This is a genomic window from Rhizobium giardinii bv. giardinii H152, assembly GCF_000379605.1.
Classification (GTDB): domain Bacteria; phylum Pseudomonadota; class Alphaproteobacteria; order Rhizobiales; family Rhizobiaceae; genus Pararhizobium; species Pararhizobium giardinii.
The window spans coordinates 282,770-295,173 of the sequence record NZ_KB902735.1 but is presented as its reverse complement, the minus strand read 5'-3'; the positions used below and the strand labels follow the sequence as shown (position 1 = coordinate 295,173).

General features: G+C 63.0%; 12 protein-coding genes. 2 read left to right on the top strand and 10 right to left on the bottom strand.

The genetic code is table 11. The features are described from left to right. Positions 1–77: 77 nt before the first annotated feature. Positions 78–1,886, bottom strand: a complete 1,809-nt coding sequence (locus tag A3AY_RS0131735) for a LysM peptidoglycan-binding domain-containing protein (protein ID WP_018329699.1) — start codon at positions 1,884–1,886, stop codon at positions 78–80. A 259-nt stretch (positions 1,887–2,145) separates the two neighbouring features. Here A3AY_RS0131735 and A3AY_RS0131730 point away from each other — a divergent pair, with 259 nt between their 5' ends. Next, positions 2,146–2,766 (top strand): LOG family protein, encoded by a 621-nt coding sequence (locus tag A3AY_RS0131730; protein WP_018329698.1) that lies wholly within the window; start codon positions 2,146–2,148, stop codon positions 2,764–2,766. Between the two features lie 22 nt (positions 2,767–2,788). Here the strand turns inward: A3AY_RS0131730 and rarD are convergent, their stop codons facing one another. Beyond that, entirely contained in the window at positions 2,789–3,727 is a 939-nt protein-coding gene (gene rarD, locus A3AY_RS0131725; protein ID WP_018329697.1) for an EamA family transporter RarD, read from the bottom strand. Positions 3,728–3,930: 203 nt separating this feature from the next. Here rarD and A3AY_RS0131720 point away from each other — a divergent pair, with 203 nt between their 5' ends. Beyond that, positions 3,931–5,916: a bifunctional 2',3'-cyclic-nucleotide 2'-phosphodiesterase/3'-nucleotidase gene (locus tag A3AY_RS0131720; RefSeq protein WP_026204034.1), complete on the top strand. Its 1,986-nt coding sequence runs from the start codon at positions 3,931–3,933 to the stop codon at positions 5,914–5,916. Positions 5,917–5,922: 6 nt separating this feature from the next. Here the strand turns inward: A3AY_RS0131720 and A3AY_RS0131715 are convergent, their stop codons facing one another. The 8 genes from A3AY_RS0131715 to cysS form a co-directional block, all read right to left on the bottom strand. Then, positions 5,923–6,252: a DUF5615 family PIN-like protein gene (locus tag A3AY_RS0131715; protein WP_018329695.1), complete on the bottom strand. Its 330-nt coding sequence runs from the start codon at positions 6,250–6,252 to the stop codon at positions 5,923–5,925. Continuing rightward, positions 6,252–6,476 (bottom strand): DUF433 domain-containing protein, encoded by a 225-nt coding sequence (locus A3AY_RS0131710; RefSeq protein WP_018329694.1) that lies wholly within the window; start codon positions 6,474–6,476, stop codon positions 6,252–6,254. The genes A3AY_RS0131715 and A3AY_RS0131710 overlap by 1 nt, the downstream gene beginning before the upstream one ends. A gap of 74 nt (positions 6,477–6,550) precedes the next feature. After that, positions 6,551–8,164 (bottom strand): citramalate synthase, encoded by a 1,614-nt coding sequence (gene cimA / locus A3AY_RS0131705; protein ID WP_018329693.1) that lies wholly within the window; start codon positions 8,162–8,164, stop codon positions 6,551–6,553. 211 nt (positions 8,165–8,375) lie between these two features. Beyond that, complete coding sequence (gene pip / locus A3AY_RS0131700) at positions 8,376–9,335, bottom strand: prolyl aminopeptidase (protein ID WP_018329692.1); 960 nt, start codon at positions 9,333–9,335, stop codon at positions 8,376–8,378. Further along, positions 9,332–9,808, bottom strand: a complete 477-nt coding sequence (locus A3AY_RS0131695; RefSeq protein WP_018329691.1) for a GFA family protein — start codon at positions 9,806–9,808, stop codon at positions 9,332–9,334. The genes pip and A3AY_RS0131695 overlap by 4 nt, the downstream gene beginning before the upstream one ends. A 2-nt stretch (positions 9,809–9,810) precedes the next feature. Then, positions 9,811–10,305, bottom strand: a complete 495-nt coding sequence (locus tag A3AY_RS0131690) for a GFA family protein (protein ID WP_018329690.1) — start codon at positions 10,303–10,305, stop codon at positions 9,811–9,813. Beyond that, on the bottom strand, positions 10,302–10,784 hold the full coding sequence (locus A3AY_RS0131685; RefSeq protein WP_018329689.1) for a GFA family protein: 483 nt from the start codon (positions 10,782–10,784) through the stop codon (positions 10,302–10,304). The genes A3AY_RS0131690 and A3AY_RS0131685 overlap by 4 nt, the downstream gene beginning before the upstream one ends. Before the next feature lie 183 nt (positions 10,785–10,967). Next, a complete protein-coding gene (gene cysS, locus A3AY_RS0131680; RefSeq protein ID WP_018329688.1) occupies positions 10,968–12,359 on the bottom strand; it encodes a cysteine--tRNA ligase in 1,392 nt (463 codons plus the stop codon). Between the last annotated feature and the right edge of the window lie 45 nt (positions 12,360–12,404).

The following is a 12,404-nucleotide window of genomic DNA, read 5'->3' as shown; positions in this document are numbered from 1 at the left end:
CCTTTTTCAAGGCGCCGCTTTTCGTTTCAGATAGGCTTCATAAAGACCGGCCGCAATGGAGCGCCGGCGAAAACCGATCACGGCAGATGCTTCACGTGCTTGCGGTGCATCTCCCGCGCTTCAGTCTCAGACATGGCCTCGTCCGGCACGCCGAAGATCTGGCCCGGCAAGATACGGTCCGGATTGGCGATCTGGTCCTCGTTGGCGAGATAGATCGTCGTGTAGCGAACCCCCGCACCATAGACGCGGCGCGAAATCTGCCAGAGCGTATCGCCACGGCGGATGATCACCGACGTCTTGCTCTGCTGCAGCGGCGCCTGCTGCACCGTTTCCGGCTCGGCAGCTGCCTGCCCGGTTGCCGGTTTCTCGGCCGGTGCGGCACTGTCGGTGCCTGTCGCAGCGGCAACGCCTGACTCTGCGGAAGGCGTGGCTAACCCTGCGGAAGGCTTCTCGGCCGTTTCCGCCGCCGGCTTTCCGACCTCGTTCTGTACCGGCTGGGTCGTTGTATCCGTTGCGACCGCATTGCCGCCGGTGCCGTCGGTACGCGGCATCAGCGCCGAGCCGACCGCCGCCTCGATCTTGCCGAGCGATGCGGAAACGCTGGCGGCATCCGCCGGCAGCGCCTTCAGCACGGCAAGCGCATCGGCCGCGGACTTGGCCGTCTTGGCCGCCATTTCCTTGACGCCGGCATCGAGATTGTCGGCGACCTTGAAATCGGCGAGCGACTTCAGGGCGATTTCCGTTGCCGAGCGCGCCGCCGCCAGTTCTTCCGCGGTCGGCACCTTGCCATCCGCAAACAGCCCCTTGAGCAGGCCAAGCGCCTTCGTCGCCTCCATCCGCAGGCCATCGAAACTGCCGCCCTCGAGGGGCGCCACGGTGCCTTGCACACCGGGTTGAGCGACCGCTGCCACCTGATCGCCGGCCGGGCGATCGAAGGGAACGGACGCACGCGTTTCAACGGTGCTGCCGTCAGCGCCCATCACGTCGGCGCGGATCGTGTGGCCGCCGACCGGCAGGTCGATCGCGCCTTCAACGACGAAACGCCCCTGCTCGTCGGCCTTGATTTCGCCGACAGGCTTGTCATCGGCATAGACGCGCACCAGCGCTCCAGCCTTGGCGTTGCCGGCGACGAAAATCTTCCTGCCTTCGATCTCGACCGCGGAGACAGCGACGGCCGGGTTCTCGCCGGTTCCTGGGATCTGGGACGGAACGGCGGTATCGGTCGGCGTCGCTGTCGTCGATGCACCGGGAACAGGCTCTGCCTTTGCAACTTCGCCCGTCGCCGTCGCTGGCTGGGCAGCCGCATCGGCAGGCTTTGCCTCGGTCACCGGTTTGGTGATGATGCGGCTCGCCTCGCCCGGCTTCGACACCATGGCGAGCAGTTCGCCGGCCTTGTCCTTGGGGATCGAAACGGTGGCGACTTCCTCCGAGGACTTGGTCGCGCCGTTTTCACCGACGCTGCGCAGCGTCAGTTGATAGTCACCGGCTGCAAGCGGCTTCTCGAAGACCGCGGCAAAATCGCCTGCCGCCCCGACATCCGCCGTGCCGATGACAGTATCGCCGCTCATGATTTCAAGCTTGGTATTGGGCTGAGCCCGCCCCGCAATGACCGTCGACCCGTCCGGTTCGACGCGCAGGACATCGAAACCCGGCACTGTCCACGCAGCAACCGGATCGGTGGAATTGGCGGTGTCGGTCGCCGCCTCGCCTCCGGCAGTGGACTTTGCGCTCTTCGGTTCGGCCAAGGTCGCCGACTTGTCCGCCGGGGCATCGGCCGTGAGCGTGTCCTTGCCCTTGTTGATATTCGGCAGCACAAAGAAAACCATCAGCAGGGATGCAATTGCCAGGACGATAAGGGCCACCCAGCCGGCCTTGTTCTTCATCATGCATTTCTCCAAATGGCCCGAGCCGCCTGTGCCCGACATGGGCGCGAAAGGATGGCTCTCCCCAAGCCTACATGCCTGCCGCTTTCCGTTTGCCTAATCTTGCGGAATCAGCCCCCGTACATATCGTCTGCTCATTCTTAAAAATTGCTAACGATTTCCGCTGCTTTCCACAAGCACCACCGCATATTCGGACGGAGCCGCGGCCCTGTTTTCCGTCATTTTTCTTGACGCGTGCTGCGGCGCATTGTCTCTTTGGGCCATGAACGAGAAAAATATCCCGATTCGATCCATTTGCGTCTATTGCGGCTCGCAGCCGGGTCGCGACCAATCCTTTATCAATGCCGGCCGTATTCTCGGCAAATCCATCGCCGAAAACCATCTTCGGCTCGTCTATGGCGGCGGCACGAAGGGCATCATGGGCGCGGTCGCAAGCGGCGTTCTTTCGCACGGTGGCCGCGTTACCGGCATTATACCAGAATTTCTGATGGATATGGAGGCGACGCGCCATTCGCTCGGGCAGCTCAGCGAACTCATCGTGACGCCCGACATGCATGACCGCAAGCACAAGATGTTCGAGCGCTCCGACGCCTTCGTCACCCTGCCGGGCGGCATCGGCACGCTCGAGGAGATCGTCGAGATCATGACCTGGGCGCAGCTCGGCCGTCACCGCAAGCCGATCGTGCTCGTCAATGTCAACGGCTTCTGGGATCCGCTGATGACGCTGGTCCAGCACATGGCGGAAGCCGGCTTCATCCACACCGCCCATCTCGTCCAGCCGCTCGTCATCGACGCGGCGGAGGAGGTCGTTCCCACATTGCTGGCCCATTGGGCAAGCGAAGTCGATCGCGACGGCGAGGCCGGGATCATCTCCAAGCTTTGAGATATTGCCTGGCCAGCCCGTATTATTCCGCCGGGCTTGCCACCACAGCGCGCCGCGCTCGGCTTTCCATGAGCATCGACGTCGAGTAGACCGCCAGCGCCGCCCAGATCAAAATGAAGGCGATGAGCTTCGGCGTGCCGAAGGGTTCGTGGAAAACGAACACGGCGATGAGGAAGATCATCGTCGGGGCGATGTACTGCATGATGCCGATGGTCGAGAGCCGCAGCAGCTTGGCGCCGTTGGCGTAGATCATCAGCGGTACGGCGGTGACGACGCCGCAGGCCATGAGCAAGGCGACATCGACAAGGCCTGTATCGAAGAAGTGGCCCTGCCCCGAGGCTTCCAGATAGGCGATGTAGCCGAGCGCCGGCACGCTGAGCAGCAGCACTTCCAGGAAGAACCCCTGATTGGGCCCGACCGGCAGGGTCTTGCGGAAAAAGGCATAGAGGCCCCAGGAGAGCGCGAGGCCGATCGAGACCCAGGGCAGGCCACCCGCGTCGAAGGCGAGAACGACGACGGCGATTGCGGCGAGAACGATGGCGACGATCTGCGCCGGATTGAGCTTTTCCTTGAGGAGCACGGCGCCGAGGAAGATAGAGAACAGCGGGTTGATGTAATAGCCGAGCGCGGTCTCGAGCGCCCGCCCTGCCCCGATCGCCCAGACATAGATGCCCCAGTTGATGGTGATGAGGACGGCAGTGACCATCGCCATCTTCAGCATGCGCGGGGAGCGCAGCGCCATCCTTATGTCATCGGTGCGGCCAAGCAGGACGAGCACGGCTCCCGCGAGCGGCAGTGACCAGACGATCCGGTGGGCGACAACCTCAAAGGCCGGGATATGGGCAACGGCTTTCATGAAGAAAGGCAGGAAACCCCACAGCAGGTAGGCCGTCAGCGCGAAGGCGAAGCCGCGCGGCGAATCGCCGTTCTGCACCACCGGTGTTTTTTCCGCATCAGCCATGGCGTTCCATCCCGTCGAGAATTTTATCGTTGGCTCGTCCTACTCCAAAGACCGTTGATCAACCAATTCATTTCCGTGAACTTGCGTACAGCAGGGCTGATCGAGACCCGCGGAAAATAGGTGATATTTTGCGGGGTGCATTCCGCAGCTTCCCACCCTAGGTTTCAGCCAGGCAACGACCGGTCAGACGAAGGGACTTCATGATGTCTTCCAACCTCGCGCTCCACCCGATAACCCGCCGCTCGCTCTTGAGCGGTGCCGCCGCCACGTCCGCCCTCATCCTGCTGCATCCCTTTGCTGCCCGCGCGGCCGGCAACCAGGCGCATCTGCGCATCATGGAAACGACCGACATCCACGTCCACGTCTTCCCTTACGACTACTACGGCGACAAGCCGAACGACACGATGGGGCTTGCCCGCACCGCCTCGATCATCGACGCCATCCGCGCCGAGGCCGGCAATTCCTTCCTCATCGACAATGGCGATTTCCTGCAGGGCAACCCGATGGGCGACTACATGGCCTATCAGCGCGGCATGAAGGACGGAGATGTCCACCCGGTCATCAAGGCGATGAACGTGCTCGGTTACGAGGCCGGCACGCTGGGGAACCATGAGTTCAACTATGGCCTGGATTACATGTTCAAGGTGCTCGCCGGAGCCAATTTCCCTTACGTCTGCGCCAACCTGACCAAGGGGCAGCTCGCCTCCGACCCGAAGAAGGACGAACTGTTCTTCAAGCCCTATACGGTGGTCGAGAAGATCGTCACCGACGGCTCGGGCGCCACCAGTCCGGTGAAGATCGGCATCATCGGCTTCGTGCCGCCGCAGATCATGCTCTGGGATATCAAGAACCTGGAGGGCAAGGCTGAGACCCGCGACATCGTCGAGGCGGCCAAGGCCTGGGTGCCGGCCATGAAGGAAGACGGCGCCGACATCATCATCGCGCTTTCCCACTCCGGCATCGATGGCAGCGGGCAGAGCGAGCGGATGGAAAATGCCTCGCTCTATCTCGCCGGCGTCGAGGGCATCGATGCGGTTTTCACCGGCCACCAGCACCTCGTCTTCCCCGGCACCAAGAGCTTCGACGGCATCGAGGGCGTCGATCCCGCCAAGGGCACGCTGCTCGGCAAACCGGCGGTGATGGGCGGCTTCTGGGGATCGCATCTCGGCCTGATCGACCTGCTCATCGAAAAGGACGGCAAGAGCTGGCGGATCGTCGACTTCACCACCGAGGCGCGACCGATCTACCACCGTCAGGACAAGAAGGTCGTCGCCGACGTGGCGGACAGGGCGGATGTGCTGAATGCCGCCAATGCCGAGCATGAGGCGACGCTCGCCTATGTCCGCACCCCGGTCGGCAAGACATCGGCACCGCTCTATTCCTATTTCGCGCTGGTGGCGGACGACCCGTCCGTGCAGATCGTCTCCAATGCGCAGACCTGGTACATCAAGGAGATGCTGAAGGACACGGAATACAAGGACCTGCCCGTGCTTTCGGCAGCCGCCCCGTTCAAGTCCGGCGGCCGCGGCGGCGCTGACTACTACACCGACGTCCCAGCCGGCGACATCGCCATCAAGAACGTTGCCGATCTCTATCTCTATCCGAACACCGTGCAAGCGGTCGTCATCACCGGCGCGCAGGTGATGAACTGGCTGGAAATGTCAGCCGGCATGTTCAACACCGTCGAACCGGGCGCAAAGGATGCGCCGCTGCTGAACCCCGACTTTCCCTCCTACAATTTCGACGTCATCGACGGCGTGACCTATGAGATCGACCTCTCGCAGCCGGCCAAATACGACAAGGACGGCAACGCGGTGAATCCCAACTCGAACCGCATCCAGCACCTGTCCTTCGAGGGCAAGCCGATCGACCCTGCGCAGAAATTCGTCGTCGCCTCCAACAACTATCGCGCCGGCGGCGGCGGCAAGTTCCCCGAGATCGCCGCCGACAAGGTGGTGTTCGCAGCCCCCGACACCAACCGCGACGTCATCGTCCGCTACATCATCGCCGAAGGCACGATCAACCCGTCCGCCGACGGCAACTGGAGCTTCAAGCCGGTGGAAGGTGCGACCGCGGTTTTCGAGAGCGGCCCGAAGGCACGCGGGCTGATCGCCGACGTCAAGGGCGTGAAGATCGAGGATGCCGGCGACGGTGCGGATGGGTTTGCGAAGTTCCGGCTGGTGTTGTGAGCGTCGTCAAACGACTTCTATCAATGTTTCGCCGCGCACAAGCGCGGCGACGATCGTGGGTAGAACCGCTTCGAACCGGACGAGGAGTTGGTGGCGTCGCGTATTAGGCCACCTAATCCAGACCACAGCCGGGCCAGCTTGCGTGAACACCTTGTGCTGGGCAAAGTCCTCGTCCTTCGTGACGATGACCCAGCCCTCGATCAAAGCGCAGTCCCAGATCAGCCGATCGGTCGCGGCTTGCATTCCCTTTTCAGAAACATGCACCGCTTCGTAGCCGCGTATAGTCAGCCAACGCGCAAGCGCCGGCGGCAATTGCGCGTCGACCAGGAACCGCATTAGGCGACGTGAAGGACAGGATGGTCGCTTTGGCGCGCGGCATATTCGAGCGCGGCCAAAATGTCGCCCTCTTCGAGCGCGGGGTAATCCTGGAGAATCTCAGCATGACTGGCCCCTGCCGCCAGCAGGTCCAGCACGTCCTTGACGCGGATGCGAAGGTTGCGAAGCGTCGGGCGGCCGCCGCACTGCTCTGGATCGACGGTGATCCGATGGATTTCGCTCATTGAAGTCTCCTCGACATTGCCACGCTGCACGCCCAAATAGTCATAGCACAGGGCGCACCGGCCGTCGCCTCCCCCTACTCCGCCGCCGCCAGACCCGCCTGATCGCGGTTCTTCAACAGCTTGAACACGATCGAATCCATCAGTGCCTGGAAGGAGGCGTCGATGATGTTGTCGGACACGCCGACCGTCCACCAGCGGGCGCCGGTGGCGTCGACGGATTCGATCAGGACGCGGGTAACGGCTCCGGTGCCGCCGTTGAGGATGCGCACCTTGTAGTCAACCAGTTCCAGATCCTCGATCTCCGACTGGTATTTGCCGAGATCCTTGCGCAGCGCCAGATCGAGCGCATTGACGGGGCCGTGGCCTTCGGCGACCGACATCATCGTCTCGCCGTCGACCGAGACCTTCACCACGGCTTCGGAGACGGTCTTCAGCTTGCCGTTGGCATCGAAGCGGCGCTCGACCATGACGCGGAAACTGTCGACCAGGAAGAAATCCGGCACCGAGCCGAGGATGCGCTGGGCGAGGATGGCGAAGCTCGCATCGGCGCCTTCATAGGCATAGCCGGTCGCCTCGCGTTCCTTGACGATGGAAATCAGCCTGTCGAGCTTCGGATCATCCTTGGAGACGACGATGCCGCGCCGTTTCAGGGCATTGATGAAATTGGCCTTGCCGCCCTGGTCCGACACCATGACCTTGCGCAGGTTGCCGACGCTTTCCGGCGTCACATGCTCGTAGGTGCGCGGGTCCTTCAGCAACGCGGACGCATGAATGCCGGCCTTGGTGGCGAAGGCGGAGGCGCCGACATAGGGCATCTGATGATCCGGCGAGCGGTTCAGAAGCTCGTCGAAGGAATGGGAAAGCTGGGTCAGCTCCTGCAGCCGATCGGCATCGATCGCTGTCTCGAAACGGCGGTTATAGGCTTCCTTGAGCGCCAGCGTCGGGATCAGCGTGACGAGATTGGCGTTGCCGCAGCGCTCGCCGATGCCGTTCAGCGTGCCCTGAACCTGGCGCACGCCGGCCTCGACCGCTGCCAGCGAATTGGCGACCGCCTGACCGGTATCGTTATGGGCGTGGATGCCGAGATTGGCACCGGGCACCCCATGGGCGATCACCGCGGCGACGATGTCGCGGATCTCCGGTGGCTGGGTGCCGCCATTGGTGTCGCAGAGCACCACCCAGCGCGCGCCGGCGTCATAGGCCGTCTTGGCGCAAGCCAGTGCGTAGCCGGGATTGGCCTTGTAGCCATCGAAGAAATGCTCGCAGTCGATCATCGCCTCGCGGCCGCTTTGCACGACGGCTTCGACGGAGGTGCGGATCGCCTCGAGATTTTCCTCGTTGGAACAGCCGAGCGCCACGCGGACATGATAATCCCAGCTCTTGGCGACAAGACAGATCGCGTCGCTTTGCGCCTGCAGGAGCGCCGTCAGCCCCGGATCGTTGGACGCCGACACGCCGGCGCGCTTGGTCATGCCGAAGGCGACGAAGCGTGCCTTCTCGGTGCGCTTCTTCCCAAAAAACTCCGTATCGGTCGGGTTGGCACCCGGATAGCCGCCCTCGACATAGTCGATGCCGAATTCGTCCAGCATCTTGGCGATGGCGATCTTGTCCTCGACGGAAAAATCGATCCCCGGCGTCTGCTGCCCGTCGCGAAGCGTGGTGTCGAAGAGATAGATGCGTTCTTTCACTGCAATGCCTCCGATGATGGGGCGCTCTGAGTTCGCGGCGGCCTACCCCCCTCTGTCGGCGACGCCGACATCTCCCCCGCAAGGGGGGAGATCAAACGCATATTTTGTGCTCGCCTTACCAGGAGGCCGGTAAGGGAAATGAACAATCTCCCCCCTTGTGGGGGAGATGTCACGGAGTGACAGAGGGGGGTACGAGCCGCAGACACAATCATCACATCTTCCCCGCAAACCGGTCGGTTGCCCGGATGAGCCTGTCGAGAATGCCGGGCTCGGAATAGGCATGACCTGCGCCTTCGACCAGATGGAACTCGGCCTGACCCCAAGCCTTGTGCAGCGCCCAGGCATATTTCGCCGGGCACGGCATGTCGTAGCGGCCGTGGACGATGACGCCGGGAATGCCATGCAGCCTGTGCGCATCACGCAGCAGCTGCCCCTCCTCCAGCCAGCCGGCGTTGACGAAGAAATGGTTTTCGATGCGGGCGAATGCGTAGGCGAATTCGTCTTCCTCGAACTTGTCACTGGTCGCGGGTTCCGGCAAGAGCGTGATCGTCTCGCCCTCCCAGATGCTCCAGATCTTGGCAGCGGCAAGACGGATCGCCCGGTCGTCGCTGGTCAGGCGCCGGTGATAGGCAAGCATCATCTCGTGACGCTCTTCCGGCGGGATCGGCGCGATGAAGCGCTCCCACTTGTCCGGGAACATTTCCGAGACGCCGAACTGATAGTACCAGTCGAGTTCGGCCCTCGTCAGCGTATAGATGCCGCGCACGACGAGTTCCGAAACGCGCTCAGGATGCTTTTGCGCATAGGCGAGCGCCAGCGTCGAGCCCCAGGAACCGCCGAAGACCAGCCATTTGTCGACGCCGGCCAATTCGCGCAGCCGCTCGATATCGGCGACGAGATGCCAGGTCGTGTTGGCGCCAAGCTCGGCATGCGGGGTCGACTTGCCGCAGCCGCGCTGGTCGAACAGGGTGACGTCGTAACGCGCAGGGTCGAACAGGCGCCGATGGTTCGGCGAGATGGTGCCGCCGGGGCCGCCATGCAGGAAGACGGCGGGCTTGGCGCCGGGCGTCCCGGCCTTCTCCCAATAGATCACGTGGCCATCGCCGACATCGAGATGGCCGGACGCATAAGGTTCGATTTCCGGATAGAGCGTGCGCAGTTCTGCTGTCATAGATTCAAACCATGGGTAGGCCATTCGGCCGTATCGTGATCGGGATGCTGGAAGGAGATGATCTGTTCCTGCTTTGAATAGTAGTCCGGATCCTCATGGACCGGCTGGTCGAAGATCGTCGTCACCCAGGGCAGCCGGGAGGCGTAGTTGACCTGGATCTGCGGCGCGAGGTCGCTTCGGTCGTCGAAGGCCCCGATGGCGATTTCGAGACCACCGGGATGACGATAGGTCAGCGGCGTGCCGCAGGATGCGCAAAAACCGCGGCTGATGTTCACCGACGACTGGAAATAGTTCGGCTCGTTACGCGTCCACTCGACGCCGCCGTCCGGCGCGGTGACAAGCGGCCCGAAAAAGCCGCCAAAGGCCTTCTGGCACATGCGGCAATGGCAGATCGACGGACGGCCGAGCGCTCCGTGAATCCTGAAACGCACGGCGCCGCACTGGCAGCCTCCGGTTCGAATGGTCTCGCTCATGTCTATTCCTCCGGTGGCCAATGTTCAGTGTCGTAATCGGGATGCTGGCGGTTCGTTTCAAGGATCGCCAGATGCCGTTCCGCGCCTGCATCGCTAGCGGCATCGGTCTCCTTGCCCGGCAGCCCCGGCAGATGTGAAAACCACGGGACGCACGATTCCATGCCGGACTGCGTCAGGGGCCGCACATCATAGGGATCGTCGAGCGAACCGAGCACGATATTGATGAAATCCGCCCCCGGCATGTCGTAGAACAGCGGCGTGCCGCAGGCGGCGCAAAAACCGCGCCGGGCAAATTGCGAGGAGTGAAACCAGCTCGGTTCCCCCCGCGTGATGCGGAACGACGCGAGCGGCGCATTGGCAAGCGGCATGAAATAATTGCCGGCCGCCTTCTGGCACATGCGGCAATGGCACAGATGCGGATCACCGAGTGTGCCTTCCGCCCGATAGCGCACCGCGCCGCACTGGCAGCCGCCGGTATAGATGCGGGAAATGCTCATTCGCGCCCCTTCGGTGGCCACTCGGCCGTATCGTGGTCCGGATGCTGGTAAGACACGAGCGTTGCAAGAAAGGACGCCGCATCCTGATCCGCCATCGTGTCCTCGCCCGGCAGGTCCGGGATGTGATCGACATAGGGCAGCTTTGCCTCGGTGCCCCACTGGATCTGCGGAACGATGCCCTGCGGCTTGTCGAAGGCCGCGATCGCCAGCGCCACGCCATCCGGTGCCTCATAGGTCAGCGGCGTGCCGCAATCGCCGCAGAAACCCCGGAACACTGCATTCGACGACTGAAACCGCTTCGGCTCGCCGCGCGCCCAGGTGAGCCTGGCCCCGCGCACGGAAACCAGCGGCAGATAGAAATTGCCGGCCGCCTTCTGGCACATGCGGCAATGGCAGACGGAGGCGTCGCCGAGGACACCTTCGACGCGGAAACGGACGGCGCCGCATTGGCAGCCGCCGGTGTGGACGAGGTCAGTCATGGTGATCCTTCCCGTGGCGAGCGCCCTGCTCAACAGACACACCAACACTCTGGGCACACCGACCGGGCAAATCAATCCAGTTTGCTGCCGTCACCCGCGAGGAAAATTGACGGTTGCCGCGAGTCCCCGATCTCCCCCCTTGTGGGGGAGATGTCACGAAGTGACAGAGGGGGGTGGCGATCGTCACCGCTTGACCTCCCACGTCGTCACCCGCTCGCCGGTCGCCGCATCCTTGCCGTCCTTCAGCTGGATGCCCTTGGCGGCGAGTTCCTCGCGGATCTTGTCGGCTTCGGCGAAGTTCTTGGCCTTGAGCATTTCCAGCCGCATCGCCACCAGGGCGTCAACAGCGGAGGCCAGGGCTTCGTCGACCTCTGTTTCCTTCGGCCGAACGCCGAGCAGAGCCGCGCTCGCGGCATAAGTTGCAAGCAGAGCCGGCTCGGCATTGGCAGCCTGGGCGAGAGCGTGCAGCGCCTGCACCGCTGCGACCGTATTGAGATCGTCGGCGAGCGCATTGACCACCGTCGCGTCGGGTGCCGCGCCGCTTTCCTTGACCACCGGCCATTTGGCGAGAAGCCGCTCCGCCTCCTCCAGCCGCTTGATCGAAAAATCGATCGGCTCGCGGTAATGGGTCATCAGCATTGCCAGACGCAGGACCTCGCCCGGCCACTTGCGGCCGCCGAACTTTTCCGTGTGCAGCAATTCGTAGATGGTGACGAAATTGCCTTCGGACTTCGACATCTTGCGGCCTTCGACCTGCAGGAAGCCGTTGTGCATCCAGACATTGGCCATGACGTCGGTGCCGTGGGCGCAGCGCGACTGGGCGATCTCGTTTTCATGGTGCGGGAAGATCAGGTCCAGCCCGCCGCCGTGAATGTCGAAGACCTCACCGAGATAACGCTCACTCATGGCCGAGCATTCGATATGCCAGCCCGGACGGCCACGGCCCCAGGGGCTTTCCCAGCCGGGCTCACTGTCGGACGACAGCTTCCAGAGCACGAAATCGCCGGGGTTCTTCTTGTGCGCATCGACGGCCACGCGGGCACCCGCCTGCTGGTCCTCGAGGTTGCGGTTGGAGAGCCGTCCGTAATCGGCCATCGAGCGCGTATCGAACAGCACCTCGCCTTCTGCCTGATAGGCATGGCCTTTGGCGATCAGCCTTTCGATGATCTCGATCATGCCGGCGATGTTTTCGGTCGCCCGCGGCTGCACGGTCGGGTCCAGGCAGCCGAGCGCCTTGGCGTCCTGCAGATACTGCGTCTCGGTCTTCTCGGTGACGAGGCGGATGGCTTCGTTCAGCGGCAGGCCGGGATGGTCGCGCAGCGCCCGCGCGTTGATCTTGTCATCGACGTCGGTGATGTTGCGGGCATAGGTGACGTGGTTTTCGCCATAGACGTGGCGCAGCAGCCGGAACAGCACGTCGAAGACGATGGCAGGCCGCGCGTTGCCGATATGGGCGTAGTCGTAAACGGTCGGGCCGCAGACATACATGCGGACATTCGTCGGGTCGATCGGCGTGAAAGCCGCCTTCTCCCGTGTCAGCGTGTTGTACAGTTTCAGTATCGGCTGTCCGGCCATTCCATTCTCCCCTTCCGCATCACTTCAAATACACGCAATCGCCCG